We start from the raw sequence: 17,962 nt of genomic DNA, 5'->3' as shown, positions 1-17,962 counted from the left end.
GCACGTGTCCAAACCAAATATAAGCCTGACAGTTCGACGGTATTAGAAGAAGTCGAAACAGTCCGGGGGCTTGGCAAGTGGAAGCAGCAGATCAGAGGTGGGTGGTTGTCTATTTGAGTACGGGGTTTTCGTTGGCCCAGGCCGCGCGTCTCGGCGAGGCTTTCAATCTGGCGAATCGCCTGCACGCGTTCAGTGCGGATTACCAGCTGAAGTACGTATCGGAAAGCGGCGGATTGCTGCAGTCGTCGTCCGGTGTGAAGATCGCCGCCGACGCGCTCGGCGACGAGCACGGCCATCGTGCACTCGCGTTCATTCATCTTCACGGTGAGCGCGCGTCGGTCAACTGGACCGATGCATTGCGCCGGCGGCTCGGCGTCATCGGCCGGCATGCGCGCTGGATCGTCGATGCGATGGACCTGTCGACGCTGGCGGCGTCGCAGCGGCAGACGGATAGCGGGCACGCGCGAACCGATCGCGGCCGCCGCGCGGCGACCACGATCGAATTGGAGACCCGCGAGGCCGACGTGTTCGCGGCCGTGCTCGACATGTTTCGCGCCGATCTCGGCGACAGCGCCGCACAGGAGATCGCCAGCAACCTGATGCGGCCGGTCGAACAACGCTACGCGCAATCGATGTGGGCCTATCGCGAACTGAGTGCGAGCCCGTCGATCAGGATGTCGGCGCAGCGATTGCGCGCGCAGAGCGCGAACCGCATTTCGATCGCGGAAGTCGCGCAGACGGCCGCGATGAGCGAGCGCAATTTCCTGCGGCGCTTCAAGAAGGAAATCGGCGTGACGCCGACCGAGTTCGTGCAGCACGTGCGGCTCGAGCGCGCGTGCCACATGCTGATCCACACGACGCTGCCGGCCGACAAGGTCGCGCGCCGCACGGGCTTCGGCAGCGGCGAGCGTCTGGCGAAGTTGTTTCGCCAGCGCCTGCTGGTGTCGCCGACCGAATTTCGCGTCGCCGAACGCGAGCGGATCCTGACGAACGGCGCCGGCACATCCGACCCGCGGCCTGCGCCGCGATCCGTAAAAACCGACGCCGAACGGGCGAACCGGGGCGTGCGCGTCGACGCCCGGGAGAAAGCGGGGCGGATGAACGTAAAATCACCGTGTCGCGATCACGATCCCCGGTTTCCATGCCCCTGCTCCCCACCACCGCCACCGCCCCCTTCTGCCCGTCGGAAGTAAAGGGCAGCATCACGATCGACGCAGGCGCGTCGCGCTGGATGAAGCTCAAGCGCTTCTTCGGCCCGGGCCTGCTGGTCGCGATCGGCTATATGGATCCCGGCAACTGGGCGACCGACATCCAGGCCGGCTCGCAGTTCGGCTATTCGCTGCTGTGGGTGGTCGCGTTCTCGAGCCTCGCCGCGATCTTCCTGCAGATGCTGGCCGCGCGGCTCGGGCTCGTCGCGGGCAAGGATCTCGCGCAGGCCAGCTACGACCGCTATGGCCGCTTCGGCCGCGTCGTGCAGTGGGTGACCGCCGAAGTGTCGATCATCGCGTGCGACATCGCCGAAGTGCTCGGCTGCGCGCTCGCGTTCAAGCTGCTGCTCGGCGTGCCGCTCGCGTGGGGCGTCGTGCTGACCGCGCTCGATACGGTGATCGTGCTCGGGCTGCAGGGCAAGGGCGTCCGGCAGATCGAGGCGATCGTGCTCGGGCTGATCGCGACGATGGCGTTCTGCTTCATCGCACAGGTCGCGATCACGCCGCCCGACTGGCATGCGGTCGCGAAGGGCCTCGTACCGGGAGCCCCCACCCACGACCGCAAGGACGCGATCGTGCTCGCGCTCGGCATCGTCGGCGCGACGATCATGCCGCACAACCTGTATCTGCATTCGTCGGTCGTGCAGACGCGCCACGTGATCGGCGGCGCGCGCGGGCTGATTCGCGACACGCTCGCGCTGGTGCGGATCGATACCTGCGTGTCGCTGTTCGTCGCGATGCTCGTCAACGCGGCGATCCTGGTCGTCGCGGGCGCGGCGTTCCATGCGACCGGCCAGCACAACGTGACCGATATCGAGCAGGCATATCGGCTGATCACGCCGATCGCGGGCGGTGCGGCCGCGCTGCTGTTCGGCATCGCGCTGCTCGCGTCGGGGCAGAGCTCGACGCTGACCGGCACGATCGCCGGCCAGGTCATCATGGACGGCTTCCTGCATACGAAGATCCCGTGCTACCAGCGCCGGCTGATCACGCGCGGGCTTGCGCTGGTGCCCGCGCTGATCGGCGTGCTCTGGCTCGGCGAAGGATCGGTCGGGCAACTGCTCGTCTGGAGCCAGGTACTGCTGAGCCTGCAGCTGCCCTTCGCGATGTGGCCGCTGATCAGGTCGGTCAGCGATCGCAACACGATGGGCGAGCATGCGATCGGCCGCAAGATGCAGGTCACCGCCTGGGCGCTGTTCGCGGTCATCACCGGCACGAACCTGCTGCTGATCGCGGGTGTCGCGGGGTGATACAGCCTGTCACAGGCTGAAACAGGCGCGCAGGGCGCGTGCGTTAAACTGCGGCCTTTCTTTAGCCGTTCGACGTTCGTTATGTGGAGTGAACTCAGCAACTTCGGCGACGCCGCGCTGACCCTGCCGGTCGCGCTGACCTGCGCGGTCTGGCTCGCGCTGTCCAACTGGCGGCTCGCGGTGCGCTGGATCGTGTTGCTCGCGGCCGGCATGAGCCTCGTCGGCGCCACCAAGATTCTGTATGCGGGCTGCGGGATCGAGCTTCCGCAGTTCGACTTTCGCGTGATCAGCGGCCATACGATGCTGTCGACGTCCGTGTGGACCGTTGCGCTGTCGATGCTGTGGCAGGCGTTCCGTCCGGGCAACGCGGCGGGCGTGGCGGCCGGTCTCGCCGTCGGTGCGCTGACGGCCGTTGCGCGCGTGTTCGATCATTCGCATACGGTTCCCGAAGTCGTCGTCGGCTGGCTGCTCGGCGCGCTGGTCGCGCTGCTGTTCCTCCACGCGTACGCCCGCGCGCACAAGCGTGCGTTCTCGCCGCGGATTGCGGCCGTCTGCCTGCTCCTCGTATCCGGCATCGCGTACGGGCATCGCGCACCGTTCCAGCAGATGATCGACACGCATTCTCCGCAGGTCTGCGCATTCATGCGCGCGTCCGGCGACGGGTTCTGACAGCAGGGTGTTCCGGGGTGTGGTTGCCCCGGCTTCAGATGCAATCGTCGGTGCGGCGGTTGCGTCGTACCTCGTTACCCGGTCTTCATTCCCCATCTCCGTCGGTTTCTGTCATTGCCGGGCGGACGGCGGCGTTCGCTTCGTCGACGTGCTATCCGTGGTGATTGGGCGCGCGTTATCGTCCGGTCTCCAGCGAATACATGGGGGAATGTCATGAATGCTGCCTATGACCGGGCATTACGAATATTCATTTCATCGATTGGCGGCAATCGCGTACGCTGGCGTTCGTCTGATCGGGGCCGTCGCGGCAGCCTCCGCGATTCGTGCGGCGCGGTGCGCCCGGATCGCTATACTCGGGCAAACCGCGCGGCCATCGGCCGACGCACGGCCACCGCCGTCGCGGCACCGGTCCGCCACGACGATTCACGATAGGAGCAGGTCCCATGACAGTCGTTTCCCCGCGCCTCGCAGGCAAGTGCGCGTACATCACGGGCGCCGCCGGCGGCCTCGGCCGCGCGATCGCGCGCCGGATGGTCGAGCAGGGCGCGCGCGTGTTCCTGACCGACGTCGTCGACGCAGCGGTGCTCGACGCATTTGCCGCTGAACTCAATGCAGGCCACGCGGCGCCCGTTGCGTTCGCCGCCACCCAGGACGTGCGCGACGAGGCACGCTGGCAGGCGCTGCTCGTGCAGGCGGTCGATGCGATGGGCGGCCTGTCGGTGCTCGTCAACAACGCGGGTGTCGGCTCGATCGGCTCGCCCGCGCAAATCGAGCTGGACGAATGGCGGCGCGTGATGGCGATCAACGTCGAGAGCATCGTGCTCGGCTGCAAGCATGCGCTGTCGTATCTGGCCGAGAGCCATCCCGCGTCGATCATCAACATCTCGTCGGTGGCCGCGTTCAAGGTCGAGCCGGATTTCACCGCGTACAACGCGTCGAAGGCCGCGGTCGCGTCGTTGACGAAATCGGTTGCGATCGATTGCGCGCGCCGCGAGGTCGACGTGCGCTGCAACTCGATTCACCCGGCGTTCATTCGCACGGGAATCGTCGAGCCGCTGTTCCAGTCGCTCGGCGAACGCGACGCGACCCGCAAGCTCGCGCGCGGCATTCCGCTGCGCCGGCTCGGCGATCCCGACGACGTCGCGCATGCGGCCGTCTATCTCGCGTCCGACGAGAGCCGTTTCGTGACGGCCGCCGAACTCGTGATCGACGGCGGCATGTGCGCGGTCTGACGCGCATCGCCCACAACACCCGGAGGAGAACATCGTGTCGACACCCGTGAACCGCCAGCTGCTGCTGAAGACGCGCCCGGAAGGGCGGGTCGGCCGCGAACACTTTTCGCTCGTCGAAACGCCCGTGCCGGCGCTCGCCGACGGCGAAGTGCTTGTGCGCGTGCTGTATCTGTCGATGGATCCGACCAACCGCGTATGGATGAGCGACGTGCCGCAATACCTGCCGCCCGTCGCGATCGGCGAAGTGATGCGCGCGCTCGGCATCGGCCGCGTGGTTGCGTCGCGCAATGCGGGTTTCGCGGAAGGCGATCTCGTGCAGGGGCTCGTCGGCTGGCAGGACTATGCGCTCGTCGCGGCCGACCAGGCCGCGCAGCTCGTGAAGCTGCCCGCGCAGTCGGGCCTGCCGCTGCCGACGCTGCTCGGCGCATGCGGGATGAGCGGCCTGACCGCTTACTACGGATTGACGGACATCGCGCCGGTGCAGCCGGGCGAGACGCTCGTCGTGTCGGCGGCGGCCGGGTCGGTCGGCTCGATCGCAGGCCAGATCGGCAAGATCCACGGCGCGCGCGTCGTGGGCATCGCGGGCGGCGCGGAGAAGTGCCGCTACCTGACCGAGACGCTTGGCTTCGACGCGGCCGTCGACTACAAGGCCGATGATTTCCGTCAGCAACTGAAGGCAGCGACGCCGGACGGCGTGCACGTGAATTTCGAGAACGTCGGCGGCGAGGTGATGCGCGCGGTGCTGTCGCGGATGGTGATCGGCGGGCGCGTCGCGCTGTGCGGCGTGATCTCGAACTACAACAGCGGCCGCGCGGCGGACGACGTCGGCGTGCTGATCTCGAAGCGGATCACGATGCGCGGCTTCCTGATCCTCGACTACCGCAAGAGCCGCGAAGCGGTGCAGACGCTCGCCGGATGGCTGCGCGACGGCCGTCTCAAGGCCGAGGAAACCGTGGCCGACGGGCTCGAGAATGCCCCCGACGTACTGAACCGCCTGTTCGACGGCGACCATCGCGGCAAGCTCGTGCTGCGCGTCGATCAGCACGCGTGAGCGGCCGTGCTCGTACGTTGAGTCCGAGTAGTCCGGTATCGATTTAGGACTTGTGCTCCTTAAAGTAATTGCCAGTGAAGGGCGGCGTGACATGTGCGTCACGCCGCCGTTTTTTTGCACGTTGGGAACGAACGCTGCAATCGCGGACGCGCCGCGCCGCGTCTCAATCACCGAATTGCTGGCACCCGCATTCGTCCGCTTGTTCCCATGGGGAATCAGAATCGATATCCGACCGACAGGAAGGTCACGATGGGATCGACCTTGAATTTGCTGGTGCTGGTCACCGTACCGACCGAGGACTTCGTCGTCAGGGTAGCCCGGGTTGACACCCACGAGTACGCCACCGATGCATTGATCGACCAATGCGAGTCGATGTTGTACGTCAGTCCCCCGTTAATGACGGGTGCAAAGGATTTACTGAGCGACACGGTTGTCGGACCCTCGAGTGCGGTGCCGACCGTTGGGGAAGCGTAGATTTGGCCGGTGGAGACAGGGCTGCTGAGCTTGATATTGCTGAACCACGTATACGTGACACCTGCGCCGAGATAAGGCCGGAATCTCGCGTTTGGTTGACCGAAGTAATAGTTGAAGATGAGCGCTGGGCTCCACGCTCGTGCGGTCCCCAATTCCCCGACGCTGCTCAGCGTGCCGGCACCGGTCAGGTGCCAGGTCGGCGGGATGCCCATGACCGTGGTCGCTGCGATGTGGTCAGTGACAAAGTAGGTCGCGGTGAGGCCGAGTGTGTCGCCGCTAGAGATTTTCCCACTGCTGCCGGTCATGACTTGTGACTGCCCAAGCGCGTTGACGGTCAGTGGCTCGGCTGAACCCTGGGGAGCAAAATGTGACCAACCAGCGTTGACCACCCATTGGCCCGCTGATTGAGCGTGCGCGGCGGATATCGTCGCGACGAAGATTGCGAGTCCTGCGCTAATGCGGTTCATGTGTGTCTCCGAGTATTGATGTTAATTTTTAGGAATCCTGATCATATGAGAAAGTCATACCCGATCAAACATCGGAAGCGAGCGACAATCTCATCAGATCCAGTGTCGACTCAATGTGCTTCGTGGTAGGTGCCGTTAACGAATGCGGATGCAACACCTCCAAATGATTTGAACCTTGAAGCCGCCTTGCGGCGGGCCCGCCTACCGTTCGAAAGTTACGATGCGATTGATGTCGAGAACGCGAAGGGGAAGCGCCCCATGATCGCGTTGACCTTTGCAACCTGCGCCTGATCGCCCAGTGTTACGTGTAGTGCCAAGCCACGCGAGGTATCGTCGGAAATACTGAGGCGCGCGCCCGTGATTCCCGCCTCAGTCAATGCCGCGTTGAGCGCATCGAGCGTCTCGCGCCGTTTGAGTTCCGGCTTGAAGATCTTTCCGACTGCGGTCAGAGGCATCGCCCCCACGATGTGAATTCGCTTTGGTAGCGCTGCCCGCTCGCCGATGGCGCCACGAACGAATTTGTCGAGCTCGGTTTCAGTCGCGCTAGCGCCGGCTTTCAGTTGTACGTATGCGACCGGAAGTTCGCCGGCGTGTACGTCCGGACGTCCGATTGCCGCTGCAATCTGAACAGCGGGGTGCCGGTGCAACGGCTCTTCGATCGTGGCCGGGTCGATGTTGTGGCCGCCGCGGATGATGAGTTCCTTGCGTCGACCCGTGAGCCAGAAGTATCCATCCGAGTCGCGTCGCGCGAGATCTCCGGTGTTGAGCCATTGCCTGCCGTCGCCAAGCTCCAGCCATAAGCCCTTGTTCTGCTCATCCTGCAAATAGCCAGCGAAGACGTTCGGTCCCGAGATGGTCAAGACTCCGACCTCGTCGTCGTGGCAGTCCCGCACATAATTTCCTGCTTCGTCGAGTATCACCGGCTTCATGGGTTGACCAGGGATCCGCAATCCGATCGACCCAAGGCGGCGCTCGCCCTTCGGCGGGTTGACGCTGCTGACGCATGCCCCTTCGGTCAATCCGTAACCCTCGAGGATGCGCACCCCTGTCCGGTCCTGGAATGTCCGGAAAATCTCGACTGGCATCGGCGCCGCTCCGCAGAGTCCATACTCCAGTGAGCTTATGTTGCGACCGTCGATTGGTACGTCGAGCAATGCCGCATACAGCGTCGGTACGGCGCTAAAGAAATTGATTCGGTAGTGTTCGACGATCTCCCAAAACCGTTTGACGACCCCTTCGCCGCGATATCCTTGAGGTGTGCCCAGAACGACATGCGCACCGAGCGAAAACGGCACGAGGCCGGTCGCAAGCACTGCGTTTACATGGAACAGCGGAAGCCCACAGAAGATCACCTTGCCCGGGCCCATGCCTGAGCCGACTACTTGGCCAACGCTCCAGGCATTCGCGACCTCGTTGCCGTGCCTGCGAATTGCGATTTTCGGCAATCCTGTCGTGCCGCCCGTGCAGAAATAGGACGAAATGTCGTCAGCCTCGACCCTTCTCTGGCTTAGCAGGGAATCGCCGGATTCCCGCCCCATCGCGTGTTCGAAGTCGTATATGTCGATACGGCGGGGAACTGCACCACGCACCCCCGCGCGGCCATGCAGCCGGTTGCATTCGCGACGTTGCATCATTCGTGCGGCGATACCGCGCCATCCGCGTACGTGACCCGCCAGATCGACTAACACAAGGCTACGCACGGTCGGCACCAGCTCCAGGATCGAATGGACCTTCGACCAGAGATCCGTGCCTGGGAACGGCGCCAATGTCACCAGTACTTTGGCTTTCGCGGCGTTGAGGAGGGCGGCAATCGCGGGACCTTCCAGCAACGGATTGATGGCACACACGATGCCGGCCGCCTCTCCCCCCCAGACGACGAAATGCGTCTCCGGCAAATTTGGCAGCACGTACGCGACGACCGAATTTCGATCGATCCCGAGACGGGTGAACAAGTTTGCTGTCCGGGTGATATCGCGGAGCAGTTCGGCATAGTTCCATCGGACAGGCTTCCGATGATCGTCTGCACGCAGGAAGAACGACAATGCTGGCGCCGATGGATCAATTGCCGCGCCGCGGCTGATCATTTCGTACGTGCTGGCGGGAAGGTCAGCCGGCGGCCCGAGGGTTTCGATCGAGACCACGTCCGCTTCGTTTGCGATGGCGTTCATGCGATTTCTTCGACGATGCGGTTGCGTTGCACCCCGAGGTCAATTGCCCCGTCCTTGCTCGCAATTCGAGACTCGACGAAATCTCCCGCTTTGAGATACTGCGGCCGGCCAGCCTGGACTTTGGAGAACATCCGCCATTTCATGTGCTCCGGAAGCAACGCGGCGATCCGTTGCTTTGCGGGCGATGGAATGCTGAGAGCGCATCCTGCCGGCGTGCCGGTAGCCAACAAATCACCGGCGTTCAGGTCCTGGACGCCCGAAAGCTCGGTGAGCGTTTCGGCAGGGCCGTACACGAGATTCGCGGTCGAATCGCTTTGACGCACCTGGCCGTTGACGGTCAACGTCAGTTCCAGCTTCCGCAACTGGGCAATGTCGCTTGCTTCGAGGAGACAGAGGTATGGTCCTACGGGGCCGAATGTCCGGTAGCTCTTCCCCTTGTAGAACTGCATTTGTGGAATCTGAATGTCTCGAGCGGAATAGTCGTTGACGATCACCAATCCGGCGATGTACTCGTGCAGGTTCTTGTCTGTGATAGCTTGACTGGACGTGATATCGCGACGAAGCACGAGCCCGAGTTCGATCTCGTAGTCCAGGAATTTGACGTGCCGTGGACGAATCACATCCGAATTCGCAGGGACAATGCAGCTCGTAGCCTTCGTGAAGATCATATTGAAGGTCTTCGCGTCCGGATTCATGCCGGACTCGATCATGTGTTGGCGGTAGTTGGCACCCTGGCAGACGAACCGCTGGTTGCGAGTGACCGGCGACAGCCATTCGACATCCGACTCGGCAATCGTTTCGCCAGCGAGCGTGGCGAGTTCGGCAACCTCGTGTGCGCGCACGAATTCGCCCGTCGTCGCATAGTCACCCGGAATCGGGGTGATACGGTTATTCACTACGACGCCCCATTGGGCGCGCCCTTGATGCCGGAAGTGCAGAACGTGCAAAGCCATGGAAGTGCCTCGAACAAGTCTTTGGGAGGATAGGTATCAGGCAAACAACTTCGCGAGCGTGCGCAGCTTCGCGATGGTAACGTCAGGGCTGCGATGCAGGCTTCGCACGAGTGCCGCAATGCTGGATAGCGTTATCTTGGGCTTGGTAAAGCTTCGCGGCATCAGCGGCCCCCACTGCGACATGGCTTCACGACTCACTTCATGGACACCCGTCATCATGTCGGCCGTGAACATATCGCCATCGCAATAGTGCTCGTGCTTGTCGCCCCAAGGGTCCTGCCAATAGTCGAATACTTGACTGCCAAGGATGTGGCGTCCGATTCCCCATGCATGCGTCCAGCCCTTGTCGCGCAGAACGCGTTGTCCAACGCCGATCGCGTCTGCGTCAACGAGCTCGAATGCCGAATGGCTGTAGAGCGGACCGAAGCCTTGCGCCAAAGCAAGCGTATGGTGATCCGCTGGAGTGGCTCCGCGATCAAGTCGCATGAAGGCGACGGCCGGCGACCCATCAGGCAATACCTGAACATCGCTCGGAATGAATCCGAAATGCGACGTGTACCAAGCGCAAGTCGCCTGGAAATCAGCCAGTTCTAGCACGACATGACCTAGGCGAATCACTTCGGGCGCGTCAAGAGGCGGCCGCTGGGTGTCGTTGACACGCACGACAGAGTCCACCGAATTGAACGGCAACGCCGATCGGTGCGGCAGCGAACTGGCTCGCGCTTGGCCAGTAATTGCATGGACATGGAAGCCGGACGGATCGACAAGTTTCACCCGAAGACCGCCGCCTGGCCACGGCGACTGCTCTACGTCCGAGGCGCCCGGTACATGAGCAAGCTTGCGCAGTTCCGCTACCCCTTCGACCTCGAGTCCCAGGCCGACAAAGCGCGCCTTCTCGGCTCGCTGAACGACGTAGCAGAACGGCGTGGCGGCGGTGCCGCGCAGGAACAGGTAATCGTCGCCGCGCGATACCGTGCGAAGGCCGAAGTCGTTGAGGAATCGTTCGGCCCGATCCAGATCGGGGCGCTCGAACATCAAGTAGGACAGCGCCAACGCTTTCGTTGTGGGTTGCGGATGCCGCGCAGGTTGAGCAGTGGTGAGTTTCATGGAGGCCTCAGATGGAGGGCATGGCAATTTGACTGGAGCGCGTCGATAGTGAAGTGTGTGCGCCAAGTAGCTGCAGCGATTCGAGGACAATGCGCGTCGACTCGGTTACGGGCCCCTCATGCAGGATCGTCTTGTCCGGACGAACAACAGCCGCCCATCCAAATCCGACGACACGCGGCATGAAAGTGCCGTCCAGGTCTTCCCACCAGCCCTTCTCGGTACGGTGCAGACGCTGCCCGCGGTGTACGACCTGAACTACTGATCCACCGGCTGCGATAAATGCAGCCCGCGTGCATGGGTCAAGGTTTGCTCCGGCATCCTTTCCGAATCCGATCAGCGTGAAGCCGGTGCCCAATACGTCATCGCTCATGCGAATAGCGCCGTCGCAATTGCGCAGCCATCCCTGAGGAAGAACCGCTCCACGAACGAGTCGTGTTCGTGCCGCACCGGGCACGAAGAGTCCCCGTCGAAACGCATTCTTGGGCTTGATCCCTAGCTCGTCGAAGTGGTTCCGTAGCGCTGGTATGAACCGGGAAAGCCGCATTAGGCCGTGGGTGAAAATCGCAACGCCAGCATTTCGCGGCATCACCAGCTTTCCCATGAACTTCGCGACGCCGATCATTGCCTTGACGTGAGGTCGGCGCTCCTGATCATAGGAGTCCAGAATGTGCGGCGCGGCGTGTCCTTTGATGACCCACGCGAGCTTCCAGGACAGATTCGCGGCATCACGCAGCCCAGCGACCAGCCCCTGCCCGACGAACGGCGGCGTGATATGCGCCGCGTCGCCGGCGAGAAAGATTCGACCGCTTCTGAACGACCTGACGGTGCGCGCGTGAAAGCGATACACAGCCTTTCGCTCGATCACCATATCCTTCATGCCGCCCCACGGTTGCAGGAGTTTCCGAATGCTTTCGTCGGACTCCATTTCTTCGCGGATCTCGTTCGAATGCAGCATGAACTCCCAGCGCTCGCGCCCGCCGGGGGCGGTCATGTGCGGTGTCGGCCGCCGGTGGTCGCAGATAAACTCGACGTGATCGATGGGACGACGAACCTCGCGTGCGTCGACAATCAGCCAGTCTTCGGCGAATGTCTTTCCCTTGAACGCCTGTCCAATCATTTGGCGAACGACCGAGCTCGCCCCGTCGGCACCAACGACGTAGCGGGCGCGCACCGCGTGCCGCCGTCCTTCACCGATGTCGAGCGTTGCGACCACGTGGTCTTCTTTCTCGTCCAGCGAGACGAGCGCGACACCGAGCCCTGTTTGCGCTGAGTTGCATGTACGCAATTGCGCGCGCAAGCAACGCTCCAGATCAGGTTGATAGAACGTGACGAGCTTGGGATGGCAATCGATACTTCCCAGCGAATTCAGCCGCCCAAATTCGCCAAACCACGGCGAGCGCATACGCACGTACGGAATTGCGACGGTATCAAGGTCCGCTTCGGTCACGCCTGCGAATTGCAGTATCCGCAGCGCGTCGTTGTCGAGGGCGATCGCACGGGGGGCCATGAAAATTTCCGTTGCCTTGTCGACGACAAGAACCCGCACACCGTCACGCGCCAATAGACCTCCAATGGTTGCTCCGACCGGTCCGCACCCGACGACAAGCACTTCTACCGATGATGGCAAGTCGTGTCCGCCGGAACATGCTGCGTGTTCCCGGATTCCCGTCTCGCTCCGCACCTTTGTCTCCGCCACTGTTCAGTCTCCATTCTTCATACAGACGGCTCCGCGCTGTCTTGATGACATTAAATTCATAACTGAACGTTTTGTCAAAGTTGAAGGTGGAATGTATACTCGAATCGTCGAATCCACCGGAACGCCGATGCCCGCCCCTTCAACCCGTCGCACGAAGCCGTCGACTACCGCCGCCACCCACGAGGACGCGCCCGTGATTACCCCGAGCCGCGAGCCCCGCGGCGCGCGCCGCAAGCGCGAAACCAGATCGCGTCTAATCGATGCGGCTCTTGTCCTGATGGCGGAAAAAGGGATGGAAGGGGTTGCGATCAACGAAATTACCGAGGCTGCGGACGTTGGCTTGGGCTCGTTCTACAACCACTTCGAATCGAAGGAAGCGATTCATGCTGCGGTCCTGGAATCAGTGTTCGAGGAATTCGCAGACACGCTGGATCGGATGGCTGCCGACCTCACCGACCCCGCGGAGACGATCGCTGTCGCCTTGCGCCACACTTTGCTGCGGGCGCGACGCGACCCCGTGTGGGGCCATTTCCTGATTCGGGAGGGCCTGTCTGCACGTGCACTTAGCGGAGGTCTCGGGCCTCGACTGTTGAGAGATATCCAGAAGGGGATCATTGCCCAAAGGTTCGTCACCGACGAGCCACTCATGAGCGCGATTACAGTCGGAGGTGCGGTACTGGCCGCCATCGCAATCGACTTGCGTTTTGATGCCGGGGAAGAACCCGTGACCGATATGTTGAAAATGGTCGGGTATAGCCAGGAGGGCTTTGCGGAACGTACTGCCTCTTCGCTTTTGCAAACGCTCGGGGTTCCGAGAGCTGAAGCTACGGAGATTGCCAACCGTCCATTGCCTGTCGTCGTTACGCTGGCGAAACCTGTATCAGACGAGTGAGCAGGAATGGGGCGCTCGAGCCGGGATCACGCGAAACCTGCGATAAGACGGTGAAACGTGCCCGCGCACATCGCGTCGACCCGTATGGTGGCGTGATGACGGGGGCGGGGCCGTCGCCGGAAATGGAAACGGGCGCCGTGGCGCCCGTGGTGGTCAGGATTCGTCATCCATAACGGGCCGCGCCCGTTCGTGCAGGGGCGGCCGCGTGGCCGCGCGCCGCGTCATTCGCCCTGTTCGGCGCGCGCGTAGATGTCCCAGCTTGCCATGAACAGCGCGGCAACGAGCGGCCCGATCACGAAGCCGTTGATGCCGAACAGCGCCATCCCGCCGAGCGTCGAGATCAGCACGACCCAGTCGGGCATCTTCGTGTCCTTGCCGACGAGGATCGGGCGCAGCAGGTTGTCGACGAGGCCGATCACGCCGACGCAGAACGCGACGAGAATCACGCATTTCCAGATCGCGCCGATCGCGAGGAAGTAGAGCGCGGCGGGCACCCACACGATGCTCGCGCCGATCGCCGGCAGCAGCGACAGGAACGCCATCAGCGCGCCCCACAGCACGACGCCCTCGATCCCCAGAATCCAGAAGATCAGCCCGCCGAGCGCGCCTTGCACGAGCGCGACCGCGATGTTGCCCTTGACGGTTGCGCGCACAACCGTCGTGAATTTCGCGAGCAGCAGGTTCTTGTGCTCTTCGTCGAGCGGGATCGCACGGCGCACGCGCCGGCCGATTTCGCCGCCGTCGCGCACCAGGAAGAACACCATGTACAGCATCACGCCGAAGCTGACGACGAACTGGAACGTGTTCTGTCCGATGCTGAGCGCCTGTGCGGCCGCGAACTGGCTGATCTGCGCGGCGCCGTCGGTCAGCTTCTTCTGGATGCCCGGGATGTTGGTCAGCCCGTACTTCTGCAGCAGGTGCTGGATCGACGTCGGCAGCGCGTGAATGATGTCATGGACGTACTGCGAATAATTCGGCGGGGCGTCCTTGAGCTCCTGGTACACGTACGCGATTTCCTGCACGAGCGTCGCCATGACGAACACGAGCGGCAGGATCACGATCAGGATGATCAGCGACAGCGTCACGAGCGCGGCCACGTTGCGCCGCTTGCCGAAGCGTGCGGCGAGCCAGCGCTGCACCGGCTGGAACAGGATCGCGAGAATGGTGCCCCAGAACACGGCGCCGGAGAACGGCGCGAGGATCCAGCACAGTCCGACGGTGACCGCGAACAACAGGAAATAGAAGAATTTTTGGTGATCGTGTCCGCTGTCCATGGAAGGTTCGCGCAGATTGTTGTCTGGTTTGATTGAATCTCGTTGCCACGGGCGCGATCGGCTCGCGAATGTCGTGGATTCGCGCCGAAACGCGCCGCACGGCGGCCCGAACGGCAGTATGCCCGCAAAGGTGCCGCCATCATAACCGCTGCGCGCGGCGCATGCGAAAACGCCGCGGCCGGAGCCGCGGCGTTGCCGGGATAGCGGACGCGGCGGCGCCGCGCCGGATCGTCAGATGTTGAGCCGGGTGACCTTGGTGCCGTTCACCGACAGGTCGCCCATCAGGCCCGCGTTGGTCAGGACCAGCACCTGGACCGGAGCGGTGACCGTATTGGAATCGACCGCGCCGTTCGCGCCGACCTTCACGACCGCGACCGATGCGTCGGCACCGGCCGACCAGCCTTCGGACTTGCGGAACGAGTCGAGCGCATCCTGCGTCATGAACAGGAACACGACCGCCTTCGACTGCGCGCCGGCCTGCAGGCCGACCGACAGCGACGACGTGTTGTAGTACCCGACGGTGCTGCCGCCGACGCGCAGCGCGCCGTTGCCGGACTGGCCGCCGATGATGAAGCCGGCCTGCAGCACGTTCGGGAACACGAGCACGCCGCGCGATTTCGCGACGAGCTCGCGCGAGCCGGGCACCGTCGAATAGAGCCGCGACAGCGTCGCGTTCACGCTCGCGTCGATCGACTCGCGTTTCGACGCGCTGGCGGCCGCGCCCTCGGGTTTGTCACGGGTGGTGGTACAACCGGCGAGCACGAGGCTGCCGAGCATGACGGCGGTGGCGGCTTTCAGGGCGAGGGATTTCTGCATGGCGATTCTCCTTCGTTGTCGGGATTGATGACGGGCGGGGCGGGTAGCCCCGTTCAACGGCGGGAAAGGAGCAGGCCGGCGACGAACGCGAGACCGGCGACGACGCCCGCGGTCTGCCACGGGTTGTCATGCACGGCTTGCGACACGCGTTCCGCCGATTCGCGCAGCCGGGCGGCCGCGGTGCCCGACGCATAGTCGAGCGTGCTGCGCGCTTCGTCGAGGCGCGCCTGCACGCGCTTGCGCAGCGCGGCGATATCGCCGTCGCCATCGTTCTTCAGCAGGTCTTCCAGTTCATCGACCAGCCCGCGCAGATCGTCGGTCACGTCCGCACGCAGGTCTTGGGCATGCGAGCGCGTCGAGCGTCCCACGCGTCGGCCGGTGCGACGGATCTCGGACAGACCACGGTCCAGCTTGTGTTCGATCGAGTCGGTGAGCGCCATGATGTTTATCCTCCTTCGATTTGATTTGCAGGCCAATTCAATTACTTCGCAGGCCAATTTGAAGATAAGACGAATCCCAGCAACAAGTGTGATTCACATTAGCCGATGGAGTTTCGAGACAAATTTTCAATTCGTCGGCAAAAACCCCGGGAAGCCCCGCGCGGCGAGGCGGAACAGCGGTTGAAAAAATTCGCGCTTCGGCCGAAGCGGCACCGCGGGCTCATTGCATTTCGCGAAAGCCCGGTAAATATGGCGCCGCCTGCCGCTTCAGGTAAATAGTGCCGTTGCGAGCGTTACGTTGATGCAATTGCACTAATCGCCATGTCGTGGTGGAGCAGGCTTCGTGCCCGACGTGCGCCCAGTGGCGCGCTCGTCCAGCGCAACGTCGATGACAACGGGGTCGTGATCCGACGACCGGTATGGATCGGGTGCGTAATAGGCCGCCAGTTGGGCCGCGCTTTTGTAATCGGGCACGGACTGCAGTGCAATCGGCTCGTCAGCGTTGATGTGCCACGCATGCGCGGCCTTCACCCGGGCGGCGAGCGGCGACGTGGCGAGTGCGTGGTCGAGGTTGCCCGCTTCGCCGCGAAACACATAGCTGTAGCCGGCCCGGCCCGCGAAGCGGGCGACGAGGTTGGTGTATCCACGCGATTCGAGCGTGCGCAGCGGGTCTTCCTTTGCGTAGCTGTTCAGGTCGCCGATCAGCAGCACGCCGTCCGCTTGCGCGCCGGTCGGTGACGTGGCAAGCCATGCGGCGATGCGCTCGGCCGCACGCGTGCGCGTCGCGTTCCAGCAGCCCTGGCCGTCCAACTGGTCGAGATCCGGGCCGCTCGCGCGCGGGCAATTCTTCGACTTCAGGTGATTGACCGCGACCGTGAACGCGCGGCTGCCGCCGATGCGCCGGAACGTCTGCGCGAGCGGCGGGCGATTCCGGCCGTCGAGTGCGACGGTCGCCGCGTGCCCGACCGGTTCGATCGTCCGGCTGTCGTACAGCAGCGCGACTGCGATCGCATCGCGGCCGAGCCGCGCGGGGCCGGGGTCCACCGCGCGCCATCCTTCTCCGAGCTGGGCCGCGAGCCGCTGCACGGCACTCGCCGGGCCGTGGCCGTTGTTCGAGATTTCCATCAGGCCGATCACGTCGGCGTGCATCGCACGCAGCGCCGCGACGATCTTCGCTTCCTGCCGCGCGAAGGCATCTGGCGTTTTCGCGCCGCGGCCGGCGGGATCGCCGAAGCCGCCGCCCGTGCCGTCGCCGTTGAAGTAGTTGAACACGTTGAACGACGCGATCCGAACGTCGGCCTGCGGATGCCGCGGCGGCGCTTCGGTGCGGGGATTGGACGCGGCGATGAAGACCGGTGCCGGCGCTGGCACCGGCTGCAGCCGCCACGTACCGTAGCGCTTCTCGAGCACGCCTTCGACGCCGCGCACGGTGTAGCCCGCGCGCAGCGTGTTCGTCGCGCTCAGCGCGGGCGGCGGATAGCGGGCAGTCGCGGGGTTCACGCGGCTCGAACCGTCGTCCAGCACGATGCGATTACGGGCATTGGCCGCCGCCTGCGCAGCGGCGTCGGCCGGCGGCACCACGTGTGTCGGCATGTACAGCCGGCCGCGGCTGAGCACGATGCTGCCGTAGCGGCCGAGTTCGTAGGTGTCGCTGACCGTCAGCGTTTGCGCAAAGCGCACGCGCATGCCTTCATGCGCGGCGAATACGGCCTCGCTGTCGACCGGCAGCGTCAGCGAGGCCGGCGTGACGGTCTGCCCGTGTGCGCAGACGGCCGCGTGGCCTGACAGCGCGAACTGCGTGCGTCCGTATTTCTGTTCGATCCTGCCGGTCATGTGAACGAGTTCGCCCGGACGGACCCGTGCATTCGGCGCATAGACGAACAGGCCTTCCGGGACGCCCGGCCGGTGCCGTCGCTGCGCGTCCGCCTGCTGGACGAAGAAGCCGCCGAAGCCATCGGCGCCGCCGAATGCCGCGGTGACGACTGCTTCGATCGACGTGGTGCGCCCGGCCAGCCGCGAGCGAGCGCCGGGATGCCGGATGTCGGCGATGGCCGTCGCGGCGCCGCCGCAGTCCGCACTGACCGGCAGCGCGGCGGTGGCGAACGGGGTAACAAGGATGAGCAACGCGGCGAGCGCGAGCGGTGGTAGCAGGCGTGACATCGAGCGGTCCACAGGAAGAAAATTCGCAGGTTCGGGAACGCATCTTGACGGCAAAATCGCGTGTTGCGATCGAATTGGCCATCCGGCCAGTACCGAACGGCCAAC

15 protein-coding genes and 1 pseudogene are annotated in these 17,962 nt (G+C 63.8%); 7 read left to right on the top strand and 9 right to left on the bottom strand.

Going from position 1 to position 17,962, the window contains the following annotated elements; translation table 11 throughout:
- The first annotated feature begins 131 nt into the window (after positions 1–131).
- From C7H84_RS10500 to C7H84_RS10480, 5 genes are all read left to right on the top strand, one after another.
- Complete coding sequence (locus tag C7H84_RS10500; protein ID WP_121858751.1) at positions 132–1,193, top strand: helix-turn-helix domain-containing protein; 1,062 nt, start codon at positions 132–134, stop codon at positions 1,191–1,193.
- Complete coding sequence (locus C7H84_RS10495) at positions 1,142–2,458, top strand: Nramp family divalent metal transporter (RefSeq protein ID WP_121858750.1); 1,317 nt, start codon at positions 1,142–1,144, stop codon at positions 2,456–2,458. Before C7H84_RS10500 ends, C7H84_RS10495 begins: the two co-directional genes overlap by 52 nt.
- Positions 2,459–2,539: 81 nt before the next feature.
- Positions 2,540–3,127: a phosphatase PAP2 family protein gene (locus tag C7H84_RS10490; RefSeq protein ID WP_121858749.1), complete on the top strand. Its 588-nt coding sequence runs from the start codon at positions 2,540–2,542 to the stop codon at positions 3,125–3,127.
- Positions 3,128–3,570: 443 nt separating this feature from the next.
- Positions 3,571–4,359, top strand: coding sequence for an SDR family oxidoreductase (locus C7H84_RS10485; RefSeq protein ID WP_121858748.1), 789 nt, complete (start codon positions 3,571–3,573; stop codon positions 4,357–4,359).
- Between the two features lie 34 nt (positions 4,360–4,393).
- A complete protein-coding gene (locus C7H84_RS10480) occupies positions 4,394–5,410 on the top strand; it encodes an NADP-dependent oxidoreductase (protein ID WP_121858747.1) in 1,017 nt (338 codons plus the stop codon).
- Between the two features lie 215 nt (positions 5,411–5,625).
- On the opposite strand, the gene C7H84_RS10475 is transcribed toward C7H84_RS10480, so the two are convergent.
- The 5 genes from C7H84_RS10475 to C7H84_RS10455 all read right to left on the bottom strand — a co-directional run bounded on the left by C7H84_RS10475 (position 5,626) and on the right by C7H84_RS10455 (position 12,260).
- Positions 5,626–6,351, bottom strand: a complete 726-nt coding sequence (locus C7H84_RS10475; RefSeq protein ID WP_121858746.1) for an OmpW family outer membrane protein — start codon at positions 6,349–6,351, stop codon at positions 5,626–5,628.
- A 215-nt stretch (positions 6,352–6,566) separates the two neighbouring features.
- The gene (locus C7H84_RS10470) at positions 6,567–8,519 is read right to left on the bottom strand and encodes an acyl-CoA synthetase (RefSeq protein ID WP_121858745.1); all 1,953 of its coding nucleotides are present in this window, start codon (positions 8,517–8,519) and stop codon (positions 6,567–6,569) included.
- Entirely contained in the window at positions 8,516–9,472 is a 957-nt protein-coding gene (locus tag C7H84_RS10465) for a fumarylacetoacetate hydrolase family protein (RefSeq protein WP_121858744.1), read from the bottom strand. The genes C7H84_RS10470 and C7H84_RS10465 overlap by 4 nt, the downstream gene beginning before the upstream one ends.
- Before the next feature lie 36 nt (positions 9,473–9,508).
- Positions 9,509–10,579: a VOC family protein gene (locus tag C7H84_RS10460; protein WP_121858743.1), complete on the bottom strand. Its 1,071-nt coding sequence runs from the start codon at positions 10,577–10,579 to the stop codon at positions 9,509–9,511.
- Between the two features lie 7 nt (positions 10,580–10,586).
- Complete coding sequence (locus C7H84_RS10455) at positions 10,587–12,260, bottom strand: bifunctional 3-(3-hydroxy-phenyl)propionate/3-hydroxycinnamic acid hydroxylase (RefSeq protein WP_240462020.1); 1,674 nt, start codon at positions 12,258–12,260, stop codon at positions 10,587–10,589.
- Between the two features lie 106 nt (positions 12,261–12,366).
- On the opposite strand from C7H84_RS10455, the gene C7H84_RS10450 reads away from it, so the two are divergent.
- Together C7H84_RS10450 and C7H84_RS37130 are read left to right on the top strand one after the other, a co-directional pair.
- Entirely contained in the window at positions 12,367–13,167 is an 801-nt protein-coding gene (locus C7H84_RS10450; protein ID WP_240462014.1) for a TetR/AcrR family transcriptional regulator, read from the top strand.
- 62 nt (positions 13,168–13,229) lie between these two features.
- Positions 13,230–13,340, top strand: a pseudogene (locus C7H84_RS37130) (thioesterase); the annotation flags it as partial.
- A gap of 48 nt (positions 13,341–13,388) precedes the next feature.
- Here C7H84_RS37130 and C7H84_RS10440 read toward each other — a convergent pair.
- The 4 genes from C7H84_RS10440 to C7H84_RS10425 form a co-directional block, all read right to left on the bottom strand.
- Positions 13,389–14,441: an AI-2E family transporter gene (locus C7H84_RS10440; protein ID WP_121858740.1), complete on the bottom strand. Its 1,053-nt coding sequence runs from the start codon at positions 14,439–14,441 to the stop codon at positions 13,389–13,391.
- Between the two features lie 231 nt (positions 14,442–14,672).
- Positions 14,673–15,257 carry a YSC84-related protein gene (locus C7H84_RS10435; protein ID WP_121858739.1) on the bottom strand — a complete coding sequence of 195 codons (585 nt, stop codon included), beginning with the start codon at positions 15,255–15,257 and terminating at the stop codon, positions 14,673–14,675.
- Between the two features lie 53 nt (positions 15,258–15,310).
- Positions 15,311–15,697 carry a DUF883 family protein gene (locus C7H84_RS10430; RefSeq protein ID WP_121858738.1) on the bottom strand — a complete coding sequence of 129 codons (387 nt, stop codon included), beginning with the start codon at positions 15,695–15,697 and terminating at the stop codon, positions 15,311–15,313.
- Between the two features lie 312 nt (positions 15,698–16,009).
- Positions 16,010–17,857, bottom strand: coding sequence for an ExeM/NucH family extracellular endonuclease (locus C7H84_RS10425; RefSeq protein ID WP_121858856.1), 1,848 nt, complete (start codon positions 17,855–17,857; stop codon positions 16,010–16,012).
- Positions 17,858–17,962: the final 105 nt, after the last annotated feature.

Origin of the sequence: Burkholderia sp. Nafp2/4-1b (genome assembly GCF_003635165.1) — a bacterium.
Taxonomy (GTDB): Bacteria; Pseudomonadota; Gammaproteobacteria; order Burkholderiales; family Burkholderiaceae; genus Burkholderia.
This window is presented reverse-complemented; position numbering and strand designations above follow the sequence as displayed.

What these genes read in the sequence shown, in the direction of transcription:
- C7H84_RS10495 (WP_121858750.1), top strand. Translation starts at nt 1,142, where the DNA reads ATGCCCCTGCTCCCCACCACCGCCACCGCCCCCTTCTGCCCGTCGGAA.
- C7H84_RS10490 (WP_121858749.1), top strand. Translation starts at nt 2,540, where the DNA reads ATGTGGAGTGAACTCAGCAACTTCGGCGACGCCGCGCTGACCCTGCCG.
- C7H84_RS10485 (WP_121858748.1), top strand. Translation starts at nt 3,571, where the DNA reads ATGACAGTCGTTTCCCCGCGCCTCGCAGGCAAGTGCGCGTACATCACG.
- C7H84_RS10475 (WP_121858746.1), bottom strand. Translation starts at nt 6,351, where the DNA reads ATGAACCGCATTAGCGCAGGACTCGCAATCTTCGTCGCGACGATATCC.
- C7H84_RS10470 (WP_121858745.1), bottom strand. Translation starts at nt 8,519, where the DNA reads ATGAACGCCATCGCAAACGAAGCGGACGTGGTCTCGATCGAAACCCTC.
- C7H84_RS10465 (WP_121858744.1), bottom strand. Translation starts at nt 9,472, where the DNA reads ATGGCTTTGCACGTTCTGCACTTCCGGCATCAAGGGCGCGCCCAATGG.
- C7H84_RS10460 (WP_121858743.1), bottom strand. Translation starts at nt 10,579, where the DNA reads ATGAAACTCACCACTGCTCAACCTGCGCGGCATCCGCAACCCACAACG.
- C7H84_RS10450 (WP_240462014.1), top strand. Translation starts at nt 12,367, where the DNA reads ATGTATACTCGAATCGTCGAATCCACCGGAACGCCGATGCCCGCCCCT.
- C7H84_RS10440 (WP_121858740.1), bottom strand. Translation starts at nt 14,441, where the DNA reads ATGGACAGCGGACACGATCACCAAAAATTCTTCTATTTCCTGTTGTTC.
- C7H84_RS10435 (WP_121858739.1), bottom strand. Translation starts at nt 15,257, where the DNA reads ATGCAGAAATCCCTCGCCCTGAAAGCCGCCACCGCCGTCATGCTCGGC.
- C7H84_RS10430 (WP_121858738.1), bottom strand. Translation starts at nt 15,697, where the DNA reads ATGGCGCTCACCGACTCGATCGAACACAAGCTGGACCGTGGTCTGTCC.
- C7H84_RS10425 (WP_121858856.1), bottom strand. Translation starts at nt 17,857, where the DNA reads ATGTCACGCCTGCTACCACCGCTCGCGCTCGCCGCGTTGCTCATCCTT.